This is a genomic window from Polaromonas sp. (assembly GCF_030689685.1).
Taxonomy (GTDB): domain Bacteria; phylum Pseudomonadota; class Gammaproteobacteria; order Burkholderiales; family Burkholderiaceae_C; genus Polaromonas.
On record NZ_JAUYEY010000057.1, the window covers coordinates 26,203 to 51,709 of the forward strand.

Consider the following 25,507-nt stretch of genomic DNA (forward strand, 5'->3'; position numbering starts at 1 on the left):
CGCTACGCCGGCGTTTATGCTTGCCGCCATGTCCGCCAATCTCTACGCTCTCGGCGCCATCACTTTGTGGGCCACCCTGGCCTCGCTCGGTGTCGCGCTCAGACACGTGCCGCCCTTCCTGCTGACCGGCATCGCGCTGCTGGTCGGCAGCCTGCTGGCCCTGCCCTTTGTGCTGAAAGACCGACGCTTGTGGGCGATCCCCGCCTCGACGCTGATACTCGGTGTCTATGGCCTGTTCGGCTTTCACTTCCTGCTCTTTATCGCGCTGCGCCACGCACCGGCGGTGGAGGCCAACCTGGTCAACTACTTGTGGCCGCTGTTCATGGTGGTGCTGGCGCCGCTGTTCCTCAAGGGCATGCATCTGCGCGCGGTGCATGTGGTAGCGGCGCTGCTGGGATTTGCCGGAGCGGCGATTGCCATCCTGGGCGCGCGTGAGGGCGCCGCCAGCGGTACGGGCTGGGCCTGGGGCTATCTGCCGGCGCTCGCGTCGGCCTTCATCTGGGCCAGTTATTCGCTGCTGACACAACGCGTGGCGGCCTTCCCGACGGCAGCCATCGGCCTGTTCGGTCTGGTGTCTGGCGTGTTATCCCTGCTGTGCCACGGCTTGCTGGAGCCGGCAACTGCCCTGTCCGGCCGCGACTGGCTGCTGCTGGCGGTGATGGGCCTCGGCCCGTTGGGCGCGGCATTTTTTCTCTGGGACAAAGCACTCAAACTCGGCGATGCGCGGCAGATCGGCATCCTGAGCTACCTGACCCCGCTGTGCTCGACCGCACTGCTGATGCTGGTCAGCGGGCGGGCGCTGAGCTGGAGCATTGGCCTGGCCGCCGCGATGATTATTGGGGCGGCGGTGCTGGGGACGCGTGGGAAATAGTTTCGCCCGCCCTTCGGCGACACGCTGCCTCTGTGACTTGCCTGCGGCAGTAGTTTCAACTCCCCACTCCCACCCCTAACTCTCTCGCCCCGCTGGGCGATGGAGGGGGACTTCATGTGGCCGCGTGCGCTGCGCTCGCGTTCAAACATGACGGTCTGTTGGGATTCCCGTGCAGGAAGCGCTGCGCGCTTCCTGCACTCCGGACTTTTGTCTTCGGTATTCGTTTTTCTCTCTTCACCCGTCGGGCTGGGCCGAGACCTGGCTTGCCGGCACACCACAACGTCTCATTCACAAAGATTTCAATGAAATCGGCCTCCAGCCCTTTACCAACAAGCGCTATCAGCTATTATTTTCATAGCAAACTGACGCCCAGCGCCAGGCCCTGCCTGGCGCAGTTCGAGCTGAGTGCCATGCGCCTGCGCCACCAGCCGGCACAGGTACATGCCCAGGCCAACGCCACCCGTGGCCCGCTTGCTCCACGATTGCGGCCCGATACAGCAGGGGACCCGGACCATCGGGTCGCCTTTTCGCAAAAGAAAGTTACTTGCCGCCGGGCACCCCCCGGCCAACAGGCGCAGGCGAACTGCCAGCAGCCAGAAAACCGCTATGAAATCAATAGCTATTCGCGCCCGCCACATATGGGCCACAAGCCAATTTGATCAAAAATTCACGGCGATTTCCGGGCCACACACCCGACCAACTGCTATTCGGTAGCAGCAAGAGAGTTACAGCAGCGCCGCCGGCTCGTCGCTGGCCAGCACCTGCGCGGCCCACAGTGTGAGTTTGCCCGTATCGGCCCGCAGGACCTGCTGCTTGACCGCGAGGATTTGCGAGGGGTGCATGGAAAAGCTGCGCAACCCCAGGCCCAGCAGCAGGCGCGTCATGGTGACGTCGCCAGCCATCTCGCCGCAGACGCTGACGCCCTTGCCCTGAGCGTTGCATTCGGCAATCGTGTCGGCAATCAAGCGCAGCACCGCCGGATGACAAGGGTCGTACAGGTGCGCTACCGCTTCGTCGGCACGGTCAATCGCCAGCGTGTACTGAATCAGGTCGTTGGTGCCAATCGACAGGAAGTCAAAGTACTTCAGAAACAGTTTGACGGTCAGCGCGGCGGCGGGGATTTCGATCATCGCGCCCAGCTGCACCGGTCCATAGGCGATGCCCTTGTTGTCGAGCGCGGCCCGCGCAAAGTCGAGCAGCGACAGGGTCTGGCGGATCTCGCTGCCGTGGGCCAGCATGGGCACCAGCAGATTGACCGGGCCGTGCGCGGCAGCACGCAAAATCGCCCGCAATTGCGTCAGAAACATCGGCGGGTCGGCCAGGCTCCAGCGGATCGCGCGCAGGCCAAGCGCCGGGTTCAACTGCCCGTCCTGCGCCTTGCCGACCAGCCTGTCGAGCGGCTTGTCGGAGCCGATGTCCACCGTGCGTATCGTCACTGGCAGGCCGTTCATGCCTTCAACCGCCTTGCGGTAGGCCAGGTACTGCTCCTGCTCGTCGGGCAACCTGCCGGTGCGGCCCATGAACAAAAACTCACTGCGAAACAGGCCGACGCCGGCCGCGCCCACCTTGACGGCGCCCACCGTGTCTTCGGGCATTTCAATGTTGGCCAGCAGCTCGACCTTGTGGCCGTCCAGCGTCAGCGCTGCGGTGTGGATCAGCCGGTTCAGGCGCTGGCGCTCCAGCTCGCCCTGGCGCTGCTTGAAGCCGTATTCGGCCAGGATGATGGGTGAAGGGTCGACGATCAACACGCCGGCATCGCCGTCGATGATGACCCAGTCGTCCTGTTCGATCAACTGGCTGGCGCTGCGCGCGCCGACCACCGCCGGAATGTCCAGGCTGCGCGCCACAATGGCCGTGTGGGATGTTTTGCCGCCCACATCGGTTGCAAAACCAACAAACAGGCTTTGCTTGAACTGCAGCATGTCGGCCGGCGAGATGTCGTGCGCAATCAGCACCAGCGGCACATCCATGGTGTCGTCGAGCAGCAGGTCCTGCTGGCGCGACGGGCGGGTGGCGGCCTGTGGTGCGGCGTGCAGCACGGGCGACGCCACGCCTTTCATGTAGCCCAGCATGCGCTCGACCACCTGCTCCAGATCCGCCTTGCGCTCGCGCAGGTACTCGTCTTCCATGTCGTCGAACTGCCGGGCAATGATTTCGTACTGCGTGGTCAGCGCCCACTCGGCGTTGTAGAGTCGGTCGTTGATCCAGTGCTTGACGCCGCTGGTGAGTTGCTCGTCCTGCAGCAGCATCAGGTGCACGTCGAGCAATGCCGACAACTCATGCGGCGCATCCTTGGGCAGGTCGCGCTGCACCCGCGTGATTTCTTCGGAAACCGCATCGCGGGCCACGCGCAGGCGCTGGATTTCTTCCAAGGTCTTCGAGGCGTCGATGAAATAATGCGCCACATCGGCACGGCTCGACGCCACCAGCACGGCCCGCCCAATGGCGATGCCGCGTGAGACCGCGAGGCCGTGCACTGAAAATGTCACGGCGACTCCTTGATACAGGGCCGCGATGCGCAGCGAGCCGGATAAAACCAGTCCGAGCCGCGGAACCGGCTTTGCCGGGCCGCAGGCGGGGCGGCCCCTCTCGTGATGAAAGGGGCAGGGAGACGCCGCAGGTTACGCGAAGCGAGCGACCGTGGGGGCATTTATTCCCCTTCGCCGAATTTATCCGCGATCAGCGCAAGAATCGCATCCATCGCCTGCTGCTCGTCAGCCCCATCGGTTTCGATCTCGACGGTGCTGCCCAGGCCGGCGGCCAGCATCATCACGCCCATGATGCTTTTGGCGTTGACGCGGCGCTCGCCCTTGGTCATCCAGACCTCGCAGGCAAAACTGCCCGCGAGTTTGGTGAGTTTGGCCGAGGCTCTAGCGTGCAGGCCCAATTTATTGTTGATGGTCGTGCTGTTCTTTGTCATGATTTCTGCGAGCTTGATTCTGCGGTGCGGTGATGGCGACCTGCATCACACCCTGTGTTCCGCCCAGCACCGCACGCGCCACCAGCGCATCCAGCGGCTCGTGCCGGTAAGACACGGTGCGCAGCAGCATCGGCAGGTTGACGCCAGTGATCAGCTTGGAATGCACGCCGTCCACCAGTTTTTGCGCCACATTGCAGGGCGTGGCGCCAAACACGTCGGCCAGCACCAGCGCGTGCGAGGTGCCGAGCTGGCGAAACACGATGCGCGCCTGCGCCAGGGTTTCTTCCGGCGGCGTGTTGGGCTGCACGTCCAGCGCCACCACACCGGCCGGGTTGTCCGGGAAAACATGCAGCACGCATTGCCGCAGGGCTGAGGCCAGGGGCGCGTGGGCGATGATGAGAATGCCGTTCATTGCGGAGAATTATCAGCGTTCACGCTGAGGAAATAGGCGTATGAGGCTATACAACAACACAAAAACACCCCGAAGGCCGCCTGAAAGCTCGCCACTTCGGCCAGCCCCGCAGCCTTGAAGGCATCGATCAGCAGCCCAATGCCCCACTGCACCACAAACACACCCGAGAAAATCACCAGGTTGTAGGCCGACAGCGCGCGCCCCGCCAGCGAGGCATGAAACGCCATGCCCACCGCCGGCTGCGCCAGGCTCATGGCGCTGCAGCTCATGCAAAACAGGGCCCAACCGAGCCAGCCTGTCGCGGCGCCCGCAAAGATATTGAAGGCCAGCACCGCGATGCTCAGCGGCACGCCCCAGGCTACCAGGCGCGTGGCATGCCAGCCGTGCCGGACCAGCCAGGGGTTGACCATGCCCCAGACCCAGAAAGTCACCAGCATGGTGGCGTTGATGTAGAAGAGGCCGGTGGCCGACTCCAGCGGCGTGTAACCCGCAACCCGCACCATCCAGGGCCCGGCCCACAAAGTCTGCACGGCGACCAGCCCGCCGTAGTTGAAGAAAGCCAGCGGCGTCATCTTCTGAAAATAGCGGTTACGCAGCACGTCCACGTACCGGCCGGGGGGTCGAACGCCTTCGGCCGGCGCCGGAACCACCACGTTCCAGTGCGGAACCACCCAGGCAATACACACCATCGAAATAATGATCAATCCCGCCAAAATCCAGAACAGCGCGCGCCAGCCGGTCAATGGCATCAGCCACTGCACCGGCAAGGTGGACGCCAACATGCCGAGCGAGGCTGTCATCAGCATCCAGGAGTTGGCGCGCAGCAGCGCGGCGGGCTCCAGCCAGCGGCGGTAGCCGGTCAGCGGCGCCATCAGGCAGGCGCTGACGCCCATGCCCACCACCACGCGGGACGCCAGCAGCCAGGAGAAACTGGTCGCCAGCGAAAACGCCAGGCTACCGATCACCGACAGGCCCAGAAACCAGAGAATCACGCGTTTCGGCCCGTGGCGGTCCAGCCAGGCGCCCAGCGGCAACTGCATGGCCGCAAAGCCGAGGAAATAGCCGCCCGCCAGCAGCCCGAGGTCGCGCGCCTGCAGCGAGAACTCTTGCGTCAGCACCGGCGACAAGGTGGCCGTGATGGCCCGCACCAGGGCCGAACAGAAGTAGGCCGCTGCAAACGCCAGGAAAACAATGGCGGCGGTTTTGGGGGGAAGGTAGCCGGCGCTGTCGGCCTGCGCCGTCGTCATGCAGCCGGCTCAAACTTGAGGCTGGAGAAAAAAGTCTCGGCCACCTCGGCACTCATCACGTCGGCATACAGCACCACCTGGAACAGCTGCGAGCCGCGCGAGAAATAAGCCACCTGCCCGGCCACGGCCCGGCCGTCGGCGCGCTGCCCCTGGGCTTTGACCAGAAGCGCCGGCGCGCCAGTGGCCATGCCCGTTGGTCGGAAGGACGATACCTGCGTGGCGCCAGCGACAAGGCCGACCGGCCCGGCCTTCATGTTGGCCAGCGTCAGCGCCTGCCACTGGGCCAGCACCGCCTCGGCTTTTGATGCGTCGCCGATGTCGGCCACCGCCACCGCAAAGGTCGCACCGCCGGCATCACAGCCCAGCATGCGCAGCGCCACCGGCTGGCCGCCCAGCGGCACGGATTTTTCGGCCTTGTCGGGTTTGCAGGGCAGCAGCAGCGCCAGGCCGGTGTTGTCCGGCCGGACTTCTCGCCAGTTGAAGGTCGGGTTGCAGGCGGCCAGCGTCAAGAAGGCCGCAGCCAGCAAAGCCAGTCGCGGCGCGGTCACGGGCAAAGACAACTGATAAGCATGCATGGCACTTTACAGGGATTTGCGCGCCAGACTGGGGATGGCTCGCGCCAGAGGCCCGCTCAGGCAGGGATTTGCACCGCTTTGGCGCACGCTCGACGCCGACTCCTGCACCAATCTGGGCACGCTGCTTGCTTGGATGGTTTCATGCTTTCTGCCCTGCGCCACCACCCTGCCCCGCTGGCTTCGCCGACCGCTGGCTATCTGCCGGGCGCTGACCAGCCGGTCTGGCGCGACAAACTGTCGCAACTGCTGGAATCCACCGGCGAAGGCATTTTTGGCATCGACATGGACGGCCGCTGCACCTTCATCAACCGCGCTGGTGCCGAGCAATTGGGCTACGCACCGGCCGAGGTGCTGGGCCGCAACATGCACGAGCTGGCACACCACAGCCAAGCCGACGGCGCGCATTACCCCGAGCAGCTCTGCCCCATCTTCAACGCCTTCCGCAAGGCCCTGCCCTGCCGCATAGACACCGAGCTGTTCTGGCGTAAAAACGGCAGCGCGTTCGCCGTCGAATACTCGTCCTACCCCATCGTGGATGGCGGCGTGGTGCAGGGTGCGGTGGTCACCTTTGTCGATATCTCGGCGCGGCGCCAGGCCGAAGACGCATTGCGCCAGGCCCATGCAGTGCTGGAGCAGCGCGTCAGTGAGCGCACGCTGGCCCTGTCCGAAGCGCTACAGCAACTGCGCGAACTCTCGGCCTACACCCACAGCGTGCGCGAGGAAGAGCGCACCCGCATCGCACGCGAGGTGCATGACGAGTTGGGCAGCCTGCTGGTGGCCCTGAAAATGGATGTCGGCTGGCTGGACAAACGCCTGCAGGATCTTGGATCGTCGCCTGCCGTCTCCGCGCAACAGCAGCGCGACACCATGCGCAGCAAGTGCCAGAACATGGGCCGGCAGATAGAAATCGCGGTGGACAACGTGGGCCGCATCATCACCGACCTGCGCCCCAGCATCCTGGACCACCAGGGCCTGTGGGCCGCGCTGGACTGGCAGGCGCACGAGTTTGTGCAGTCGGCCGAGCTGGCGCTGGACTGGCAGATGGACATCAGCGAAGCCGCCGCCCTGCCTGAGCAGCAGGCCATCGCGATTTTTCGCATCTTCCAGGAAATGCTCAGCAATGTGGGCCGGCACGCGCAGGCCAGCCGGGTGGCCATCACCATCCAGGCCACGGCAACAGACATCCATATCCGCGTGCAGGACAACGGCCGGGGTGCCGCGCCGGAAGCCTTTGAGGCGGCCAACGCCTACGGTGTCATGGGTATGCGCGAACGCGCACGGCATTGGGGCGGCACACTAGCGATTGCAAGCCAAATCGGCCTTGGGTCCTTGTTTCACCTGCGTATACAGCTCCTGAATTCATAGCAAATCGACACATGACAAACATCAGAATCCTGATCGGTGACGACCACCGCATCGTGCGCGAAGGCCTCAAGCAGGTGCTGGCCGACGCGCCCGACATTGAAGTGGTCGCCGAGGCCGAGACCGGCCCCGACATCCTGCTACAGGTGGACGCCCTGGGCGGCCATGAAGGCTTGGGCGCGGTGCTGCTGGACATCGCCCTGCCCGACCGAGACGGCATGGACGTGTTGCAGGCTCTGAAAAAAGCCTGGCCGCTGCTGCCGGTGCTGATGCTCAGCACCTACCCCGAAAAACAGTACGCCGTGCGCTGCATCAAGCTGGGCGCGGCCGGCTACCTCAACAAAAGCGCGCATCCCGACGACATGATTGCCGCCGTGCGCAAAGTGGCTTCAGGCGGCATGTATGTCTCGGCAGTGGCCGCCGAGGCCTTGGCCAGTGCCATCTCCAAAGGTTCAGGCAGTAGCGCGGCGCGCGGCACTGAGGCCCTGTCGCACCGCGAGCACCAGGTCTTCCGGCTGCTGACGGCCGGCAAGTCCGTGGGCGAAATTGGTGCGCAGCTCGGCCTGGCCTCCAACACAGTCAGCACCTACCGCCTGCGCATCCTGGAGAAAACCGGCACCAAAAACGATGTGGAGCTGGCGCTGTATGCCGAGCGCCACACCAAAACACCGTTCAGCGCCTGAATCGCCGGGCCAGGGCGCTACTTTTGTAGTGCCCGCCCTACACGCCGTCATGCAGGGCAGCGCGATATGCAGTACCGGGCGCCGCCCTGGCCCAAAGTGGCGCGCGCCTTGCAAGGTGCAAGCATCTTCAATTGAAAGGTGCGCGCCATGTCTGACCGCTTCTCCCCCTACGACGCCGACCGGCCCCTGATGCTCAAGTGCAGCTGCGGCGGTGACCACGCCCCGGCCGACCACCACCCGGAGATGAACGCGGACGGCGCCGCCGCCGAGCTGCGCCGGCGCAGCCTGAGCAGCGAGTTCGAGGCCTACTCGAATGAATTCATTGAAGCCACGCTGGTCAAGGCCCTCTTCCCCCAGGACGAAGTACGCCGCCGCTTCCTGCGCGCCGTCGGCAAAGGCACGGCCATGGCCGCGATTGCCAGCGTGCTGCCGGTCGGCACCATGCAGGCCATGGCGCAGGACAAAGGCAAGCTGGAAAAAACCAACCTGAAAATCGGCTTTATCCCGATTACCTGCGCCACGCCACTGATCATGGCGCACCCGCTGGGCTTCTACAGCAAGGAGGGGCTGAATGTTGAAGTTGTCAAGACAGCAGGCTGGGCGCTGATACGCGACAAGATGATCAACAAGGAGTACGACGCCACGCACTTCCTCAGCCCCATGCCGTTGGCGATTTCCATGGGCGTGGGCTCGAACCCGGTGCCCATGAATGTGGCCACCATCCAGAACACCAACGGCCAGGCCATCACCCTGGCCAACAAACACAAGGACAAGCGCGACCCCAAGATGTGGAAGGGCTTCAAGTTTGCCGTGCCTTTTGAGTTCAGCATGCACAACTTTTTGCTGCGGTACTACGTGGCCGAAGCCGGGCTGAACCCCGACACCGACATCCAGATCCGCGTGGTGCCGCCGCCCGAGATGGTGGCCAACCTGCGCGCCGGCAACATCGACGGCTACCTCGGCCCTGACCCTTTCAACCAGCGTGCGGTGTATGAAGAAATAGGGTTCATCCACCTGCTGACGAAAGAGCTGTGGAACGGCCACCCCTGCTGCGCCTTTGGCACCAGCACCGAGTTCATCCAGAAAAACCCCAACACCTTTGCCGCGCTGTATCGCTCGGTGCTGACCGCCGCCGCCATGGCGCGTGATCCGAAAAACCGCGAACTGATCGCCAAGGTGATTGCACCGCAGGCCTACCTGAACCAGCCCGAAACCGTGTTGTCGCAGGTGCTGACCGGCCGCTTTGCCGACGGCCTGGGCAATATCAAGACCGTGCCGGACCGCGCCGACTTCGACCCGATCCCGTGGCAGTCAATGGCGGTGTGGATGCTGACGCAAATGAAACGCTGGGGCTACGTCAAGGGCGACATCAACTACAAACAGATCGCCGAGAAAGTCTTTCTGCTGACCGATGCCAAAAAGCGCATGGCCGACCTGGGCCAAAAAGCACCGGATGGCGCATACCCCAAGTTCACGGTCATGGGCAAGGTGTTTGATGCGGCCAAGCCGGATGAATACCTCAAGTCCTTCGCGATCAACAAGATGGGCTGACGAAGACTTGGATTCCCCCCTCTCCCTCTGGGAGTGGGTTGGGGTGAGGGCTCCCCGCCATCCACACAACAACAGAACCTCGAACGCTGAAGACCCTCACCCCTGCCCTCTCCCAAAGGGCGAGGGAGGAAAGCAAATACCGAACACTGACCACAACTGTTATGGACATTTTCAAAACCCTGAACTTCAAGGCCACGCTGGTGTCGGTGCTGCTGCTGCTGGTGTTTCTGGCGGCTTGGCAACTGGCCACCCTGCCGACGCCCGGCGCTGTCACCGGCAGCGCAGCGTCTACCGAGCAGGCCGAGTACATGAAGATGCTGGGCAAGGACCCGGGCACGGCCAAAACGGGTGGCTTTCCCACGCCGCTGCAGATGGGCCAGACCGCCTGGAAACACCTGGCCGACCCGTTTTACGACAACGGGCCCAACGACAAGGGCATTGCCATCCAACTGGGCTACTCGCTGGCGCGTGTCGGCCTGGGTTTTCTGCTGGCCTGCCTGGTGGCGATTCCGCTGGGTTTTGTGATTGGCATGTCGCCGCTGCTGCGCCGCGCGCTCGACCCGTTTATCCAGGTGCTCAAACCGATATCACCATTGGCCTGGATGCCGCTGGCGCTGTACACCATCAAGGACTCATCAACTTCGGGCATTTTTGTGATTTTTATCTGCTCGGTCTGGCCCATGCTGATCAACACCGCCTTTGGTGTGTCGGCTGTCAAGCGTGAATGGCTCAACGTCGCCAAGACGCTGGAAGTCAAGCCGCTGCGCAAAGCCTTCCTCGTCATCCTGCCGGCCGCTGCGCCCACCATATTGACCGGTATGCGTATCTCCATGGGCATCGCCTGGCTGGTCATCGTCGCCGCCGAGATGCTGGTGGGCGGCACCGGCATTGGCTACTTTGTCTGGAACGAATGGAACAACCTGTCGCTGACCAACGTGATTTTTGCCATCGTGGTGATTGGCGTGATGGGCATGCTGCTGGACCTGATGTTTGCGCAGTTGCAGAAGTGGGTGACCTATGCTGAATGACAGCCGGCCCTTTCTGCAGATTGAAGGCCTGGCCAAGTCATACCCCGGCACCACAGAGCCGGTGTTTGACGAGGTCAACTTCAACATCAACCGCGGCGAGTTTGTCTGCATCATCGGCCACTCGGGCTGCGGCAAAACCACCATTTTGAATGTGCTGGCCGGGCTGGAAACCGCAAGCGCAGGCCATGTGTTCATGGACGGCCGCGAGGTCGCCGGCCCCAGCCTAGAGCGCGGCGTGGTCTTTCAGGGCCATGCGCTCATGCCCTGGCTGACCGTGCGTAAAAACATTGCCTTTGCCGTGCGCTCCAAATGGCCGGACTGGACCAACGCGCAAGTGGATACCCATGTGCAGAAATACGTGGACCTGGTGGGCCTGTCAGCCGCCATCGACAAAAAACCTTCGGCGCTGTCGGGTGGCATGAAGCAGCGGGTGGGCATTGCGCGTGCCTTTGCGATTGAGCCCAAGATGCTGCTGCTGGACGAGCCTTTCGGCGCCCTCGACGCACTGACGCGCGGCACCATTCAGGACGAGCTGCTGGCCATCGTGCGCGAGACGCACCAGACGGTGTTCATGATCACGCACGACGTGGACGAAGCCGTACTGCTGGCCGACAAGATCCTCTTGATGAGCAACGGCCCACAAGCCCGCGTGGCCGAAATCGTGCGCAACACCATGCCGCGCGACCGCCAGCGCGCCACGGTGCACCACGACCCGCAGTACTACCCGCTGCGCAACCACCTGGTCGATTTTCTGGTGGCACGCTCCAAAGACCTGTCGCATGGCAAGGCGCCGGCGCACCCACCGACGGTGGAACCAGGCCGCAGCGCGTTGGCCGATACACCGCCCACCGTTACCTTGAAAGCCGTGGCATGAGCGCCGCCGAACAAGCCCGCCCGCCGCTGCCGCCCTTCACGCTGGAAAGCGCGAAAGAAAAAGTGCAGAAGGCCGAAGACGCGTGGAACAGCTGCGACCCGGACCGTGTGGCGCTGGCATATACCGAAGACTCGGTCTGGCGCAACCGCGCCGACTTCTTCTCGGGCCGGCCCATGATCCGGGAGTTTTTGAAACGCAAGTGGGCCAAGGAGCTGGACTACCGCCTCAAGAAAGAACTCTGGGCCTTCACCGGCAACCGCATCTCGGTGCGTTTTGAATACGAATGGCACGACGACGCCGGCTTCTGGTTCCGCTCCCACGGCAACGAGCAATGGGAGTTCAGCGAGCTGGGCCTGATGCAGCGCCGCGAGGCCAGCATCAACGATGTGCCCATCAAGGAAGCCGACCGCAAGTTTCACTGGCCGCGCCCCGTCGCAGTCTGATCACGATTTCATTTGTTATTTAAAAAGCAGGAGCAAACCGCATGAACCGCATGGACGTTACCGAAAAAATCATCACCGCCAAAGTCAGCAAAGGCATAACCTGGGAGTCTGTTGCCAAAAAAGTCGGCCACAGCAAAGAGTGGGTCACCGCCGGCTGCCTGGGCCAAATGACCTTTGATGAAAAGGCAGCCAAGATCATCGGCAAGATTTTCGGCCTGAACGCCGAAGAGCAAAAGTGGCTGCAAGTTGTGCCCTACAAAGGTTCACTGCCCACGCCCGTGCCGACCGACCCGCTGATCTACCGCTGGTATGAAATCGTCAGTGTGTACGGCACGACCATCAAGGAACTGATCCACGAAGAGTTCGGCGACGGCATCATGAGCGCGATTGATTTTTCAATGGACATCGTGCGCACACCCGACCCCAAGGGTGACCGCGTGAACGTCGTGTTGTCAGGCAAGTTTTTGCCGTACAAAACCTATTGATTGCTACGTGCCGGGGTGCCTGGCACCCTGGCACGTCCTGCGGGCGTGAGCGAGATCACCCACCCGACGAAGGTCGGAGCTTTGCCGGAGAAATTACGCATCCGAATTGACCACTGTGGCCTCCGGTGATTTGGACAAAGAAAAACCCGCCGAAGCCGGTTGGTCGAAGCGGGCCTGACTATCGGTCAGTCACGACGAGCGAAGTTTTCACAAGTGCGATTCCGGCGCGAGGGTGACTCTTCTTTTTCCGTAGTATTTCGCTACGCAATCGTTCGGCCAATCAGTTGCCCAGCCCTCCTTCAGCTCGTAGCCCGTCAACAAGGAAGGAGCTACGGAAAGTCGCGGCACCACGACTTCATCGGCCGATGCGGTCGACAGCAGATGGTTGCGTGCAATGTTCTCCTGCCAGAAGATCGCAAGTTCAGGCCACTGGGAGCGCAAGGTCGCGTAGTTTTTGGCGTTGAGCATTGGGAGAATGCATGCCGATGCGGCAAGGACCACAAAGAACTGAACGCCCTTGATCCGGTGCGCAAAAGAACCGGCAACAACGTGAACAAGAATGAACAGAGCAATTGCGCCGGTGAAGCCAAAGACCACCAGCAATTCGTTGACGGCGCGGTTGGGGATACGATCACCGGTGGCAAACGCACCTACAAAAAAGGCCACAAATACCCAGGTCGCTGCCAGAGCGATGAGACCCAACGCGAAGGCGATGGACCAAAATGGCTTGGGAAGCTTTCGAGCCGTGGCAAGGCCAAACAAAATCACCAGAGAAATGAAGGCCAGCACCTCCGGGCGATCAGCCAAAGATCCCGCGATCTCGGCAACGTAGCCCGCCGCATCGCTTAGCGACGTCCAGATGTCGCCGGCGTCCGCAAACCGTCCCATCCGTTGGGAATTTCCCGGCGCCAAAAGCACAATGCCATAGCCGGCAACTGCTGCGGCAGCGGTAGCGACAAATGGCCACACCCTCGCGGTCCCCGACGTCAGCAACTGGAACAGCATGCTGAGGCAAGCAACGCCGAGTATGAAGAAAACCGTAAATTCGTTCAGCGCGGCGGTGACGAAACACAAAGCGGCCCAAAAAATGAGCGCAGGACCACCAATAACCGCGTCATCCAGGGCCGTCCTGGTCGACCACGCTACGTATAGGCAAGCGCCAATCGCAGCGGTCAAATAGCAGGCCGTTCCAGGCAACCAATAAAGGAACTCACGAAGGCTTGGCACCAGGCCAAGCGCAGAAATAGAAAACATCAGACCGAACAAGACGCCGATCCTCCAGCCCATTCCGCGGAAGAACAACAAAGACGATGCGACGATGGAAAAAATAAATCCAGCTGACAACAAAACCATCAACAGCGGGTAGACCACAAAAAGGTTCAGACTTGTGATCCTGGCTAAAACAGATGGTGCAGCGATCATAAAAAGCGCCGGCAACCTTCCGGTCACACTAACGTAATATTGCTCAATCAGTGCAATTACCTTGTAGAGACTGAAAGAAGATTGGCAAAAATCGTCGCTGTTTGGACTGCTGTAGAGCGCAGCGGCAAGGAGGGGGAAAAGAACCCACGAACTGACCCCAATCAAAATCAAATAAGCAGCGGCCTCGAATCTAGATTCCAAACAGGCACCGCGCCTTATTCTTGCTTGAAGCTCAGAACCATCGTAAACGCTCACTGTTATTCCTCGTATTTTCATATTCACGGCCATAAAAATACGGCCACTCGTACACAGGCTTAAAGGAAAAACCCATCAAGCGGGTTAAATCGCTGTCTCAGTTCGGCCTTCAATACAGCAGGCACTTTGATCTTTAAAGTTTACCGCATGCTTGCCACGATTCCTTCGAAATCACATCGCCAAATAGATCGGAGCGTTGAGGTGCCCGTGCGGCAAATTGCCTGAACAAACGGGTTCACATCTAACCCCGCCGCGCTGCGGCGCTCGTTTTCTGCCATGACTCAAGCCAATACCTCGGCCATCGACTGCAGGGCTTTAATTCCCACCGCAGCCTGGTCCCACCGATGACCAATTGATAGCCAGCATGAGTTCACCGTGTCGGCCGCGACTTGAACAGTGTTGGTTCGAGGGTAGGGTACGAATAAGCCTATGGGGTGCCGACCGACCCGCTGATCTACCGCTGGTATGAAATCGTCAGTGTGTACGGCACCACGATCAAGGAACTGATTCACGAAGAGTTCGGCGACGGCATCATGAGCGCGATTGACTTTTCCATGGACATAAAGCGCACGCCCGATCCCAAGGGTGACCGCGTGAATGTGGTGTTGTCGGGCAAGTTTTTGCCGTACAAAACCTATTGATTCCAATGGCCGGGCCGCCGGCCCGGCGTTGACCCACTGGTCGATGGGGCCAAGAGGCTATGCCCCTTGAGGCCAATTTATTTGCACCTTGCGACTTTTTGCAAGGCAGTCTCGCAAGTACAAATTGATGAGACTCTGGTAGGGGACACCAGCTTCATCAGCCATGCCTTTGAAATACTCCACCACGTCCTGCGACAGGCGCATGGTGACGGACTTTTTCAGTTTCGAGGCATATGGGTTTTTCCGAGACTTCAGTCTCGACAAGTCGTATTCAGCTTTCATGGCTTGCCACTTTGGCAAAACGCGCTTTCAAGAACGTTGGGCATGCCCCGGACCGGTCGGTAGACCGACCTCTTAAACCGAAGCGTCACGAAACGCCCTCAAGACTGTGTTGATGCGCGTTTGATAGCCAGAGCCTTGCGCTTTGAACCACTCAAGCACGTCTTGATCCACGCGAAGCGAAATCGATGCCTTGGAAGGCAGCGGCTTGACACCCTTGCGAACCAGACCACGGACAATATGCTTCACGTCCGCCTCTGGGTGTTCGGGCGTCGGCTTTGCGCCAACAGTGCCAGATTTCAGACGCGCCCAATCAGTTCTGGATTTCATCGAAGTAGATTTGCGACTCGCGCTTGGTAGCTTTTCGGAACGAGATGATGCGGATTTCATGTTCATTCTCCGTATGTACGATTGAAACAGGGAAGCCGGCGAGCATGCCCAGCGTCACGAAGCGTTGCTCTCCGTAGGCGAAGCGGTCATCCTCGAAAGTGAAGGTCACACCCCCAAAAACGCTTCCGGCATCCAAAAAATCAAGGCCATGGGTTTTGATGTTCGCTGCACGCTTCGTTTCTGACCAGGTGAACTTCATGCGCTCATTGTATATACGAAACGTATTGGCATCAATCGGCCCGCCGATTTACCGCCGGTACGAAATCGTCAGTGTGTACGGCACGACGATCAAGGAACTGATCCAGGAAGAGTTTGGCGACTGCATCATGAGCGCGATTGACTTCTCGATGGACATCGTGCGCACGCCAGACCCCAAGGGTGATCGGGTCAATGTGGTGTTGTCGGGCAAGTTTTTGCCTTACAAGACTTATTGAAGGTCAGGCCGCCAGCGCAAATCCCTCGTCATTGGCAAGATACGCAAGAATTTTCGGGTTCTTCTGAGCAATGGCGATCAATGCCTTGGCAGCACCCGTTGGTTGACCGCGTGAACGTGGTGCTGTCGGGCAAGTTTTTGCCTTACAAGACCTATTGATTTCGATGAACCGGGGTTCCGCCTGGCACCCTGGCGTCTCGCGGTTCTAGAGTCCGCGAATCCGGCAGGCCAGCAGCAACAGCGCAAAGCCCACGATCCACGACCAGGTCGCAATCGGCTCGCCCACGCGCACCACGCCAAAGTGTGCGAGCAGGGCAACAACAAACAGAACCAGAGAAATCACCCACACGACGAAGGTAGGAGCTTTGCCAGAAAAATTGCGCATGGTGTGTTCCTTGTGGGTTGTGAGCTGAAGAAAATTGATTCTAGGGGTCGTTAGCTTCCGATTATCAACAAAAGTGCCACGTCTGACACCTTCACGCGAGGCGCGGCGACGTCGGTTATGCGCTAAAGCGACTTGCCTTGAAACTTGTTCTGTGCATAGGCTCTATACCCCCGGTGCCCACCGACCCCTGATCTAGCGCTGGTACGGAATTGTCAATGTGTACAGCACCACGATCAATGAACTGATCCACGAAGAATTCGGCGACGGCATCATGAGCGCGATCAATTTTTCCAGGGACATCGTGCGGCAACCGGCCCCAAAGGGGAATCGGGTGAATGTGGTGTTATCGGGCAAGTTTTTGCCTTACAAAACCTACTGACACAAACCGAAGGCTAACTTCGGAATCAACCGGCACACTTGAACGAAGGCCGCAGACGGCCAGAGACGCTTGCGCGTCCGTTTCGATTGATGTTAGGCCGGTTCATTGGGGTGCACCCAGTCAATGATTTTGAGACGAAACTTCTCGAGCGATTGAAGCGCCATCGAAATGCGGCCGCAGTCTAGCTCAAAGGCTTCCGGCAGAAGCTCCTCTTCAGTGCTCTCCCGGACACCTTTACTAGCCCGAAGCACAGAGTTCTCTCGAATGAGCCCCGATGCGCCTTCAACATTCGTCCACATCCAATATTTGGAATGGACCATTTCATTCCGTCTCTCTCCCAACTTCAATAGTTCGCTCATTAGCTCACGAAACACCTTCTTCTCCTCGTCATATCTCCCCCGGCGGATGTCGAGAAATCGAGCGAAGAGGACACCAGTCGTCTTCACCCGCTTCGTGTATTCCAGTTCATTCACCAGGATTCGGATGAATTCATCGTCCGCGTCTGCCAGAAGGGTTAGCAATTCGGTGAGCGCAGCCTCCGTGTGCTGAAACAAGAAGATGAAGCGGCCGAGCTGGTGAAGTGCTGTGGGACTATCCATCATGAGGCCTCATCGTTACGAATCGCCCGTCAGGTTCTTGGACTCATGCAATAGCGTGGAGGCAAAAACACCAAGAACGATGACTGCGTAGATTGCCGAGACTGCCAACAGGATGCGGAGCCATTGTTGATCAAATTCTGCGCGGTCGGCTGCAACCAGAAACTTCGCAATTTCGCTATCGGAGTAGCCCGCTTTCCGTGCCTCTTCGAGCTTGAAGCCGCGTTCGTCCGCTACGACTTGGATCTTGGACTCAACAAGCGTTAGGTCGTTGAGATGTTGATCGCGCAGGTAGATGAAGCTCACTGCGAGTGATGCGACCGCAACGGCGGTCGCTGCCAATACCCACGCAATAGCTCTTTTACGAATTGGTGTCATTGGCTACTTCTGGCTCGGTGTTTCGGGGAGGTTGTATCTGTCAAGTCCCCACTTCTCGAGCAGTCCGTTTCCGGAGTAGCGAAACGTTGCTTTGCCGTCTTCGGCCCGATACACCGTCCCCACGCTCAATTGGTGCATAGCTAGTTCTGGGACTTCACGAAACACTCCACCGTTCAAAAAGGTGGTTTTTCCGGTGCGAGTTTCTATTCGATAAACGCGACCGTCGGAGGCGGCGTGTAACTGGAAACCTTCAGGCGACTGGGGTGATGCGCCGGGCGGAGACGCGCATGCAGCCAAGAAAAGTGTCAACGCTAGCGTCTGCAAGAACCTGCATTTCATTGTTGCTCCCCCATAACGCCCACCGTAATTTTAGACCGCAAAACCTTCGGAGTAATTTGGTGGCTGCGGTTCGACTGAGACATGTAATCCCCTTGAAAAGGCTGCCTGTATTGGCTTGGCGAGGTAATGTGCAATTTATGCAGGCATTACTGTAAGAGAAGTCAACAAGCCCGACAGTAGCTACGAGCGAATTCTAGACTCGCAGCTCGTCATGCCCATCCTTCAATCGGGGGATCTGTGGTTTTTCTGGTTCTATCAGACTAGCCACGTCACGCAGCCAGCTCTAGTGGTTCGCCGCTCAGTTTCAGCACTTCCCTTCACCCTTCAACCGGTCGCGTCCAAAGCTGGGGGCAAAATGCCCTCATGAACTCCCTAGACGGCATTCGCATCCTCGACCCTCTCCCGCGTACTTGCGGGCCCCTGGTGTACCCAGACCCTGGCTGACCTCCATGCGATGACCTGAGCTCAATGACGAAGGCTCATGCAGCATGCAACTCTTCGCGCAGCACGCGCCTCAGCGCAGCGACGGTAAGCGGTTTTTCTTTGTCATTGACTGTAGAGAGCGCATCGCGAAGTGCTGCATTGATGAGGGTTTGATAACCCGCTCCGGCATTTTCCGCCTTGGTCCGAAATGCTTCGATGATGTCATCGTCAAGCATGATGGTGATGCGCGTTTTTCCGGGCGAGGGGATGACTGCGCCGCGCTTGCCTTTGCTGAAGTCGTATTCCTCACGCATGGTATTGCTCCGATTCGCCTCGGGAGGCCTTGCGAGCGGAAATGACACGTGTCCGCTCCTCACGCTGGGTATGAACGACCACCAAAACGCGCCCCAATGCATCCATGCCCAGCGAAACAAAGCGCTGCTCACCGATGGCATCAGGATCTTCAATGGTGACAGCCAGCGGATCGCGCAGCGCCTGTTCAGCGTGAGCAAAACTCACGCCATGCTTGCGCAGATTGGCTTGTGCCTTCGCGGGATTAAATTCAAACTCCACATCTCTATTATGCATATACTATGCATATTGTCAACGACGACAACAACCAGGAGGCATCTCGATCTGAAGGCAAAATGCCCCCATGAACCCCCCTAGACGGTATCCGCATCCTCGACCTCTCCCGCGTGCTGGCGGGCCCCTGGTGTACCCAGACTTTGGCTGACCTGGGGGGCCGATGTCATCAAGATCGAACGCCCCGGCACCGGGGACGACACGCGCACCTGGGGGCCGCCGTTTTTGCAGGATAGCTCTGGCGCCGACACGGCAGAAGCCGCTTATTACCTGGGTACGAACCGCAACAAGCGGTCCCTCACTTGTGACATTGCCAAGCCCGAGGGCCAGGCGCTGATCCGCGAGCTGGTGGCGCATTGCGATGTGTTTGTGGAGAACTTCAAGGTGGGCGACATGGCGCGTTATGGGCTGGACTACGCGTCGCTCAAGGTGCTTAACCCCAAACTCGTTTATTGCTCTGTCACCGGCTTTGGCCAGACCGGGGCGTATGCCGAGCGCGCGGGTTATGACTACGCGATTCAGGGCATGGGCGGGATGATGAGTGTAACTGGCTGAAAGAGCACAGGGTCAGGGCCACCAATATCAAATCTCCAATAATATTGTTTTTGGAACATTTATTATGTCATAATTATTCTTATAAGATTATTAATCACCGTGCCCAAGTTGAATCCATTCCCTGTTTTACCGAAGATTGCGCTCCATGAGTTGGGTTCGCGCATCTCACAGGCAAGGCGCGTCCGCGAAATGACGCAGACGGATCTCGCACGCGCTGCGGACCTCGGTCTGAGTACGGTTGTAGACCTTGAAGCGGGAAAACCGGGCGTGAGTTTGGGCTCTTTGGCCAAGGTCATGGAAACATTGGGGCTTCTGGGGCAGCTTGATGAGGTCTTCGACCCGCATAAGGATCCCCGGTTCACCGAGCAAGCCATCCGAAAACTACCCAAGAGGGCGCGAGGCTGATCATGACCTCGACACCTATCTGGACTTGGCTGCCTGATGCCACGGAGCCCACGCTCACGGGGGATTTCGAGCTTGAGCAGGATCGCGGTGTCGTGAGGTACGAGCCTGCGTACATGGAAACGCCCTACGCCGTCCCACTGGATCCTGTTGTGCTGCCGTTTACCAAGCGCATCAAAGGTAGGTCATTTCAATCGAACAGTGGCATCCCGGGCGTCATTTTGGATGTTGCACCTGCGGGCTACGGCGCCGACCGCTTGAAAGCGGTGGCAAAACGGGAGCTGAACGTCCTGGAGCTGTTGCAGGCAGGCTTGGCTGATGGCGCCGGAGCCATAGAGGTCTGCGCCGATATCGAGCGAAAAATTGACACATGGCGCCCCCCCGCGATCAAAGATCTGATGGATGTGATCGGGGAGCTTGAGGACACTGCGCCTGCGAGTCGGGCTATCCGACGACTGCTTGAAGACGAATCGACCAGTGCGGGAGGAGAAAGGCCAAAAGTTACCGTTCAGGATGGCGAGCGTTTATGGCTGGCAAAGATGCAAGACCGAGGCGATGTCCCTCATCTGCCGGCAAAAGAATTCGTGGTGATGGATCTCGCGCGAGAAGCTGGTCTTTCGGTTCCCCAAATCCAGCTTTTGGGCGACGAAAAGCGAAAGGTCTATTTGATCGAGCGATTCGATCGAGGGGGCAGTCCATTCAAGCCCACACGGCTGCACTACACCAGCGCACACACCATCCTTGGCCTGGATGGATCAGGCGATCACGATAACCCGCGTCGCTCTTACCTGGTGATGGCCGATATGCTCAGGCGCTGGCAACTAAAGTCCGGGCACGTCGAAGACCTTCATGAGCTGTGGCGCAGGATGACGTTTAACGCTTTGGTCGGCAATACGGACGATCACCCGCGCAATCACGCACTTATTTTGTCCAAAGGAGTCTGGCGCTTATCTCCTGCGTTCGATATCACGCCGCAGCCAAAAACGGCCGGGCTATTAAGCCTTGCGTGCGACGAGCACGGAAGTCGTGAATGCACGCCGGAGCGTCTGCTGCGATCAGCGCGCCACTTCGAGCTGGATATGGAAAGCGCGGTGGCTTGGCTCGCTCGGGCTGCGACCTTGATTGCAAGCGAGTGGGCAAAACGAATGTCCGCAGTGAATGTTGATGCTGATGCAGTTAAATATGTTGCCCCGGCGTTCAAGCTGAGTCATGCGCTGGCTGAAAACGCAGACGCTATTTACAAGGCAGCCGAAGCAGCTTCCGCGAGACCAGACAGACGACGTCGACGATAAACCCCGCGATCTTTTTCGCGTAGGCCTCCTTAAATAGTCGAAAACATCCGGCGGAGGCGCCCAAGCGAATGCCCCCTTCAGCCAGCCTTACCCATAGCCAATAGGCAAAATGCCCCCATGAACTCCCTAGACGGCATCCGAATCCTCGACCTCTCCCGCGTGCTGGCGGGCCCCTGGTGTACCCAGACGCTGGCTGACCTTGGGGCCGACGTCATCAAGATCGAACGCCCCGGCACCGGTGACGACACGCGCACTTGGGGGCCGCCGTTTTTGCAGGACAGCGCTGGCGCCGATACGGCCGAGGCGGCCTACTACCTGGGCACCAACCGCAATAAGCGGTCCCTCACCTGCGACATTGCCAAGCCCGAGGGCGCGGCGCTGATCCGTGAATTGGTGGCGCATTGCGACGTGTTTGTTGAAAACTTCAAGGTGGGTGACATGGCGCGTTATGGGCTGGACTACGCGTCGCTCAAGGTGCTTAGCCCCAAACTGGTTTACTGCTCGGTCACCGGCTTTGGCCAGACCGGGCCGTATGCCGAGCGTGCCGGTTACGACTACGCGATTCAGGGCATGGGCGGGCTGATGAGTGTGACGGGTGAACGGGACGACATCGGCGGTGGGCCGCAGAAGGTGGGGGTGGCGGTGGCTGACCTGATGACCGGCATGTACGCCACCGTCGGCATTCTGGCCGCGCTGCGCCATGCCGAAAAAACCGGCGAAGGCCAGCAGGTGGACATGGCGCTGCTGGACACACAGGTCGCCATGCTGGCGAATCTGGGCGCCAACTACCTGGTCAGCGGCAAGGTGCCGGGGCGTGCCGGCAATGCGCACCAGAACATCGTGCCTTACCAGGTGTTTGAAGTGGCGCCCGCCGCTGATGGAAACAAAGACCACTTGATTCTGGCCGTGGGCAATGACAGCCAGTACGCCAAGTTCTGCGCGGTGGCCGGCCACCCCGAGCTGGCGAGTGATGCGCAGTACGCCAGAAACCGCGACCGGGTGCGGAATCGTGCGGTGCTGGTACCGCTGCTGGCCGCCATCATGCTGACGCGTACCAAGGCCGACTGGCTGGCGGCGCTGGAGGCCGCCAAAGTCCCTTGCGGCGCGATCAACCACCTGGGTGAGGTGTTTGCCGACCCGCAGATTGCCGCCCGCCAGATGGTCACGCACTGGGAGCACCCGGTTAAAAGCGACTTGCGCCTGGTGTCCAGCCCGATCAAACTCAGCGCCACACCAGTGCGTACAGACCTGGCGCCGCCGCTGCTGGGCCAACATACGCAAGAGGTGCTGCGTGAGGTGTTGAACTACTCTGACGCACAACTGTCTGACCTGAAACACAAAGAGGTGATCTGATGGCCAATTTTGTCCTTGTGCATGGCGCCTGGCACGGCGGCTGGTGCTGGCAGCGGGTAAGCGCACTTTTGCAGCAGCAGGGGCACCGCGTGCACGCCGTCACGCTGACCGGCCTGGGCGAGCGCGCCCATTTGCTTTCGCCTGCGATCACGCTGGACACACACATTGACGACGTGATCAGCGCCATTGAGGTGGAAGAGTTGCACGAGGTGGTGCTGGCCGTGCACTCTTACGCCGGCATGATTGGCACGGCGGTGGCCGACCGCATAGGCAAACACCTCAAGCATTTGGTGTATGTCGATGCGGTGATTCCCAAACCCGGCGAAAGCTGGAGCAGCACACAATCTGCCGCCACGCAGCAGCAACGCCTGTCGGCGGCCAAGGCCTCAACGCGCTTCAGCTTTCCGCCGCCCGACCCGGAGGTGTTTGGCCTGACGGATGCCGACCACGCCTGGGTCAAGCGCCGGCAGACGCCGCACCCCGGCAACACCTACCAAGCGCCCTTGAGCTTTGACATGCAGCGCGTGGCGGCGATTGCGCGCACCTTTGTCAATTGCACCCAGCCGGCGTTGGCCACGATAGAGCCAAGCCGGCTGCGCGCCAAAGACCCGAAGTTCTGGGACGGTGCCTGGTTGCCCAACTCAAAAATTGTCGAGATCAAAACCGGCCACGATCCGATGATCAGCGAGCCGGCAGCGCTGGCGAAAATTCTGCTGGATTGCGCATGACACTGCTGGCACGCCGCCAGTTCAGCGCCGCGCTGGCGGGCAGCTTGCTGCTGCCCACGCTGGCATGGGCCAAAGACACAGCCTTGCCGGTGCCGGTTTCCCTGCCCGGCGCTGTGCAAACCGCCGCCGCCAAAAAAGAGCCGCTGGTGATACTTGTCAGCCTGCCCGGATGCCCGTATTGCGAGGTGGTTAGGCGCAACTATTTGCTGCCCGGCCGCCAGGAGGCCGGCCTGCACGCCTGGCAGCTCAACATCAGCGACCGCAGCACGCCGTTGATCGGCTTCGACGGCAAGGCCACCACCGCCGCCGTGCAGATTGCCGCCTGGAAAGCCGGCTTCACACCGACGGTGCTGTTTCTCGGGCCCAACGGGCAGGAGATTGCCGAACGCCTGGTCGGCCTGGGCTCCAACGACTTCTACGGCGCCTACCTGGAAGAGCGGCTGGCGACTGCGCGCAAGGCGCTGGGCGGCAAGGGCTGAGCTTGTCATGGCGGACGTGATCCGCCATCCAGCAACTTGGGTCGGCCGCAGCAAGGGGATGGATCCCGGCTCAAGGCCGGGATGACAGCCAAGCGGGGCAACGAATTTGCTCCTGAATTAATAGCTGAAGACGCATGCTGTACATGGGCTAGAGGCCGATTTGCTCTTAAAACTCAGGCCCAAAAGGGGTACTCAGGCCGGTTTTAGCCGATTTCAAGCATCAAATCGCCCTCTAGCCCTTACCCAGCAAGCATGAGGCGCTACTAAAAATATAGCATATCGCTGGCCAGGGCAGAACGGTCGGCGCAGCGGTTTTACAGCCTCTCGGCGCAGATCCAGCGCGAACGCAAGGACTACTACGACCGGCTGGAGCAAACCCAAAAAAGGCGCCATGGACGTCACGCCCTGGCTGGGGTGGTTTCTAGGCTGCCTGCTGCGCGCCGTGGAGGGCGCAGAGGCCACACTCTCGGAAGTCCTGGGACGCGCCCGCTTCTGGCAGCGCTGGGCGGAAATGCCGATGAATGAAAGACAGGTCAAGCTGGTGAACCGCTTGCTCGATGGCTTTGATGGCAAGCTGACCAGCAGCAAGGGGGCGATGACTGCAAAGTGCTCGGCGGATACCGCGCTGCGTGACATCAACGAACTGGTGACTGCGGGTGTGTTGAAAAAATCGGACTCGGGTGGGCGAAGTACGAGTTATGAATTGGTGGCGTAAGAAGCTTTTGCGGCGCTCGATGGCCTGCAAGCTTGACATTGCGGACCCGCAATCTATGTCATGCTGGATCTGAAAAGCTATCAAAGTCATAGCAACTGCAGAGACACCCATACCGTGAAGCCGCAAAGGCATCAACAAGTCTGCGCTTTTTCAGGAGGCGCTGTGACTGCCCCCAACAACCTCCGCATGCTGGTGCGCTAATAAGGGAAAAACCCACTTTTTCAATGATTTACCGGTTTGCAAGATACGGCCTGTACGTCTGTTCACAGGCTGGCTGGTCCAGCCCTTAGCGCGCTACCATCAAGTTCTGATCGCCGCAATACCCCGGAGGCCGAATGCTCACCACTACCGCCGAATCGCCCACCCACGCAGAGCTGCGTCAGACTGCAGAAGTCAGGCTTCAGGGAGGCAACGCCCCTCGAACCCAAGGCTGGACAACCGGTGCAGCAGCACTGACGCTGCTGCACAGCCTTGCCAGCAACCCGGCCACTGCCGGCGATGCGCTCAAGCTGCTGCATGAGCTGCAAGTGCACCAGGTGGAGCTTGATCTGCAGCACGAACACATGGAAGAAGATCGCCGCGATCTTGAGCGGTCGGCGCAGCGCAGCGCAACGCTTTACGACTTCGCGCCGGTGGCTTATTTCACCGTTGATGGCGCGGGCCGAGTCATCGAAGGAAACCTGGCGGGTGCCCGCATGCTGGAGGTAGAGCGCGATGACCTGGGAGGCCGCAGCATCGCCAGCCTGGTCGCGCCGGGCAGTCGCCGGGCGCTGCTGGCTTTGCTGGAACAGGCGCGCGGCGGCAGCGGCCGGCATAGTTGCAAAGCGCAGGCTGACGGCGCGGCTGGATCGGGGTGGCTCCAGGTGGTGGCCCGCGCCTCGCCACGCGGACAGTCCTGCCTGGTGGTGGTCATCGATTTAACTGACGCCAACACGCCTGGCCTGTAGGCATGGGGGGGGGGGGGGGGGGGGGGGGGGGGGGGGGGGGGGGGGGGGGGGGGGGGGGGGGGGGGGGGGGGGGGGGGGGG

Annotated in this window: 29 protein-coding genes and 6 pseudogenes; 21 read left to right on the forward strand and 14 right to left on the reverse strand. The window is 60.3% G+C overall.

All coding sequences use genetic code 11. The features are described 5' to 3' along the window. The first annotated feature begins 28 nt into the window (after window positions 1–28). Both Q8O29_RS14035 and Q8O29_RS20395 read left to right on the forward strand, forming a co-directional pair. Window positions 29–871: a DMT family transporter gene (locus Q8O29_RS14035; RefSeq protein WP_305563816.1), complete on the forward strand. Its 843-nt coding sequence runs from the start codon at window positions 29–31 to the stop codon at window positions 869–871. Window positions 872–1,173: 302 nt separating this feature from the next. Beyond that, window positions 1,174–1,530, forward strand: a complete 357-nt coding sequence (locus tag Q8O29_RS20395) for a hypothetical protein (RefSeq protein ID WP_371134243.1) — start codon at window positions 1,174–1,176, stop codon at window positions 1,528–1,530. A 66-nt stretch (window positions 1,531–1,596) separates the two neighbouring features. Here the strand turns inward: Q8O29_RS20395 and ptsP are convergent, their stop codons facing one another. From ptsP to Q8O29_RS14065, 5 genes are all read right to left on the reverse strand, one after another. Next, complete coding sequence (gene ptsP, locus Q8O29_RS14045; RefSeq protein WP_305563818.1) at window positions 1,597–3,360, reverse strand: phosphoenolpyruvate--protein phosphotransferase; 1,764 nt, start codon at window positions 3,358–3,360, stop codon at window positions 1,597–1,599. A 161-nt stretch (window positions 3,361–3,521) separates the two neighbouring features. Next, the gene (locus Q8O29_RS14050; protein ID WP_305563820.1) at window positions 3,522–3,791 is read right to left on the reverse strand and encodes an HPr family phosphocarrier protein; all 270 of its coding nucleotides are present in this window, start codon (window positions 3,789–3,791) and stop codon (window positions 3,522–3,524) included. Next, a complete protein-coding gene (locus Q8O29_RS14055; protein ID WP_305563822.1) occupies window positions 3,760–4,203 on the reverse strand; it encodes a PTS sugar transporter subunit IIA in 444 nt (147 codons plus the stop codon). The genes Q8O29_RS14050 and Q8O29_RS14055 overlap by 32 nt, the downstream gene beginning before the upstream one ends. Continuing rightward, window positions 4,200–5,450 carry an MFS transporter gene (locus tag Q8O29_RS14060; protein ID WP_305563824.1) on the reverse strand — a complete coding sequence of 417 codons (1,251 nt, stop codon included), beginning with the start codon at window positions 5,448–5,450 and terminating at the stop codon, window positions 4,200–4,202. The genes Q8O29_RS14055 and Q8O29_RS14060 overlap by 4 nt, the downstream gene beginning before the upstream one ends. After that, window positions 5,447–6,025 carry a hypothetical protein gene (locus Q8O29_RS14065; RefSeq protein WP_305563826.1) on the reverse strand — a complete coding sequence of 193 codons (579 nt, stop codon included), beginning with the start codon at window positions 6,023–6,025 and terminating at the stop codon, window positions 5,447–5,449. Before Q8O29_RS14065 ends, Q8O29_RS14060 begins: the two co-directional genes overlap by 4 nt. A gap of 141 nt (window positions 6,026–6,166) precedes the next feature. On the opposite strand from Q8O29_RS14065, the gene Q8O29_RS14070 reads away from it, so the two are divergent. From Q8O29_RS14070 to cynS (Q8O29_RS14100), 7 genes are all read left to right on the forward strand, one after another. After that, window positions 6,167–7,390, forward strand: a complete 1,224-nt coding sequence (locus Q8O29_RS14070) for a PAS domain-containing sensor histidine kinase (protein ID WP_305563827.1) — start codon at window positions 6,167–6,169, stop codon at window positions 7,388–7,390. A gap of 11 nt (window positions 7,391–7,401) precedes the next feature. Further along, window positions 7,402–8,070 (forward strand): response regulator transcription factor, encoded by a 669-nt coding sequence (locus Q8O29_RS14075; RefSeq protein ID WP_305563829.1) that lies wholly within the window; start codon window positions 7,402–7,404, stop codon window positions 8,068–8,070. Between the two features lie 147 nt (window positions 8,071–8,217). Continuing rightward, the gene (locus tag Q8O29_RS14080) at window positions 8,218–9,621 is read left to right on the forward strand and encodes a CmpA/NrtA family ABC transporter substrate-binding protein (protein WP_305563831.1); all 1,404 of its coding nucleotides are present in this window, start codon (window positions 8,218–8,220) and stop codon (window positions 9,619–9,621) included. A 161-nt stretch (window positions 9,622–9,782) separates the two neighbouring features. Next, on the forward strand, window positions 9,783–10,649 hold the full coding sequence (gene ntrB, locus Q8O29_RS14085; protein ID WP_305563833.1) for a nitrate ABC transporter permease: 867 nt from the start codon (window positions 9,783–9,785) through the stop codon (window positions 10,647–10,649). Then, entirely contained in the window at window positions 10,639–11,523 is an 885-nt protein-coding gene (locus Q8O29_RS14090) for an ABC transporter ATP-binding protein (RefSeq protein ID WP_305563835.1), read from the forward strand. Before ntrB ends, Q8O29_RS14090 begins: the two co-directional genes overlap by 11 nt. Next, complete coding sequence (locus tag Q8O29_RS14095) at window positions 11,520–11,966, forward strand: nuclear transport factor 2 family protein (protein WP_305563837.1); 447 nt, start codon at window positions 11,520–11,522, stop codon at window positions 11,964–11,966. Before Q8O29_RS14090 ends, Q8O29_RS14095 begins: the two co-directional genes overlap by 4 nt. Window positions 11,967–12,007: 41 nt before the next feature. Beyond that, window positions 12,008–12,451: a cyanase gene (cynS, locus tag Q8O29_RS14100; protein ID WP_305563839.1), complete on the forward strand. Its 444-nt coding sequence runs from the start codon at window positions 12,008–12,010 to the stop codon at window positions 12,449–12,451. A 207-nt stretch (window positions 12,452–12,658) separates the two neighbouring features. Here cynS (Q8O29_RS14100) and Q8O29_RS14105 read toward each other — a convergent pair whose 3' ends face one another. After that, window positions 12,659–14,128: a DUF6056 family protein gene (locus Q8O29_RS14105; protein ID WP_305563841.1), complete on the reverse strand. Its 1,470-nt coding sequence runs from the start codon at window positions 14,126–14,128 to the stop codon at window positions 12,659–12,661. Window positions 14,129–14,562: 434 nt separating this feature from the next. Between Q8O29_RS14105 and cynS (Q8O29_RS14110) the strand changes: the two are divergent. Beyond that, a pseudogene (cynS, locus tag Q8O29_RS14110) lies at window positions 14,563–14,769 on the forward strand (cyanase); the annotation flags it as partial. Window positions 14,770–14,826: 57 nt separating this feature from the next. Here cynS (Q8O29_RS14110) and Q8O29_RS14115 read toward each other — a convergent pair. From Q8O29_RS14115 to Q8O29_RS14125, 3 genes are all read right to left on the reverse strand, one after another. Beyond that, complete coding sequence (locus Q8O29_RS14115) at window positions 14,827–15,051, reverse strand: BrnA antitoxin family protein (protein ID WP_305563843.1); 225 nt, start codon at window positions 15,049–15,051, stop codon at window positions 14,827–14,829. Window positions 15,052–15,123: 72 nt separating this feature from the next. Then, window positions 15,124–15,378 (reverse strand): BrnA antitoxin family protein, encoded by a 255-nt coding sequence (locus tag Q8O29_RS14120; RefSeq protein WP_305563845.1) that lies wholly within the window; start codon window positions 15,376–15,378, stop codon window positions 15,124–15,126. After that, window positions 15,362–15,637, reverse strand: coding sequence for a BrnT family toxin (locus Q8O29_RS14125; RefSeq protein WP_305563846.1), 276 nt, complete (start codon window positions 15,635–15,637; stop codon window positions 15,362–15,364). The genes Q8O29_RS14120 and Q8O29_RS14125 overlap by 17 nt, the downstream gene beginning before the upstream one ends. A 40-nt stretch (window positions 15,638–15,677) precedes the next feature. Here Q8O29_RS14125 and Q8O29_RS14130 point away from each other — a divergent pair. Then, window positions 15,678–15,872 (forward strand): annotated as a pseudogene (locus Q8O29_RS14130) (cyanate hydratase); the annotation flags it as partial. A 204-nt stretch (window positions 15,873–16,076) separates the two neighbouring features. Here Q8O29_RS14130 and Q8O29_RS14135 read toward each other — a convergent pair. Continuing rightward, complete coding sequence (locus Q8O29_RS14135; RefSeq protein WP_096698807.1) at window positions 16,077–16,256, reverse strand: hypothetical protein; 180 nt, start codon at window positions 16,254–16,256, stop codon at window positions 16,077–16,079. A 152-nt stretch (window positions 16,257–16,408) separates the two neighbouring features. Here Q8O29_RS14135 and Q8O29_RS14140 point away from each other — a divergent pair. Then, a pseudogene (locus Q8O29_RS14140) lies at window positions 16,409–16,635 on the forward strand (cyanate hydratase); the annotation flags it as partial. Between the two features lie 92 nt (window positions 16,636–16,727). On the opposite strand, the gene Q8O29_RS14145 reads toward Q8O29_RS14140, so the two are convergent. Next, window positions 16,728–17,237, reverse strand: a complete 510-nt coding sequence (locus tag Q8O29_RS14145; protein ID WP_305563849.1) for a hypothetical protein — start codon at window positions 17,235–17,237, stop codon at window positions 16,728–16,730. Window positions 17,238–17,249: 12 nt separating this feature from the next. Further along, window positions 17,250–17,609 carry a hypothetical protein gene (locus Q8O29_RS14150; protein ID WP_305563851.1) on the reverse strand — a complete coding sequence of 120 codons (360 nt, stop codon included), beginning with the start codon at window positions 17,607–17,609 and terminating at the stop codon, window positions 17,250–17,252. Between the two features lie 702 nt (window positions 17,610–18,311). On the opposite strand from Q8O29_RS14150, the pseudogene Q8O29_RS20400 reads away from it, so the two are divergent. Next, window positions 18,312–18,402: pseudogene (locus Q8O29_RS20400) on the forward strand (CoA transferase); the annotation flags it as partial. A 25-nt stretch (window positions 18,403–18,427) separates the two neighbouring features. Here Q8O29_RS20400 and Q8O29_RS14155 read toward each other — a convergent pair. Together Q8O29_RS14155 and Q8O29_RS14160 are read right to left on the reverse strand one after the other, a co-directional pair. Beyond that, window positions 18,428–18,685 carry a BrnA antitoxin family protein gene (locus tag Q8O29_RS14155; protein ID WP_305563852.1) on the reverse strand — a complete coding sequence of 86 codons (258 nt, stop codon included), beginning with the start codon at window positions 18,683–18,685 and terminating at the stop codon, window positions 18,428–18,430. Beyond that, entirely contained in the window at window positions 18,678–18,944 is a 267-nt protein-coding gene (locus tag Q8O29_RS14160) for a BrnT family toxin (RefSeq protein WP_305563854.1), read from the reverse strand. The genes Q8O29_RS14155 and Q8O29_RS14160 overlap by 8 nt, the downstream gene beginning before the upstream one ends. A 125-nt stretch (window positions 18,945–19,069) precedes the next feature. Here Q8O29_RS14160 and Q8O29_RS14165 point away from each other — a divergent pair. The 8 genes and pseudogenes from Q8O29_RS14165 to Q8O29_RS14200 form a co-directional block, all read left to right on the forward strand. Next, window positions 19,070–19,508: pseudogene (locus tag Q8O29_RS14165) on the forward strand (CaiB/BaiF CoA transferase family protein); the annotation flags it as partial. Window positions 19,509–19,610: 102 nt separating this feature from the next. Then, window positions 19,611–19,916 (forward strand): helix-turn-helix domain-containing protein, encoded by a 306-nt coding sequence (locus Q8O29_RS14170; protein WP_305563856.1) that lies wholly within the window; start codon window positions 19,611–19,613, stop codon window positions 19,914–19,916. A gap of 113 nt (window positions 19,917–20,029) precedes the next feature. Next, a complete protein-coding gene (locus tag Q8O29_RS14175) occupies window positions 20,030–21,205 on the forward strand; it encodes a type II toxin-antitoxin system HipA family toxin (RefSeq protein WP_305563858.1) in 1,176 nt (391 codons plus the stop codon). A 117-nt stretch (window positions 21,206–21,322) separates the two neighbouring features. Next, complete coding sequence (locus tag Q8O29_RS14180; protein WP_305563860.1) at window positions 21,323–22,558, forward strand: CaiB/BaiF CoA-transferase family protein; 1,236 nt, start codon at window positions 21,323–21,325, stop codon at window positions 22,556–22,558. Continuing rightward, complete coding sequence (locus Q8O29_RS14185) at window positions 22,558–23,286, forward strand: alpha/beta fold hydrolase (protein WP_305563862.1); 729 nt, start codon at window positions 22,558–22,560, stop codon at window positions 23,284–23,286. Before Q8O29_RS14180 ends, Q8O29_RS14185 begins: the two co-directional genes overlap by 1 nt. Then, window positions 23,283–23,765 (forward strand): hypothetical protein, encoded by a 483-nt coding sequence (locus Q8O29_RS14190; protein WP_305563864.1) that lies wholly within the window; start codon window positions 23,283–23,285, stop codon window positions 23,763–23,765. The genes Q8O29_RS14185 and Q8O29_RS14190 overlap by 4 nt, the downstream gene beginning before the upstream one ends. A gap of 282 nt (window positions 23,766–24,047) precedes the next feature. Next, window positions 24,048–24,480 (forward strand): annotated as a pseudogene (locus Q8O29_RS14195) (Fic family protein); the annotation flags it as partial. Between the two features lie 335 nt (window positions 24,481–24,815). Next, the gene (locus tag Q8O29_RS14200; RefSeq protein ID WP_305563866.1) at window positions 24,816–25,427 is read left to right on the forward strand and encodes a PAS domain-containing protein; all 612 of its coding nucleotides are present in this window, start codon (window positions 24,816–24,818) and stop codon (window positions 25,425–25,427) included. The last annotated feature ends 80 nt before the right edge of the window (window positions 25,428–25,507 follow it).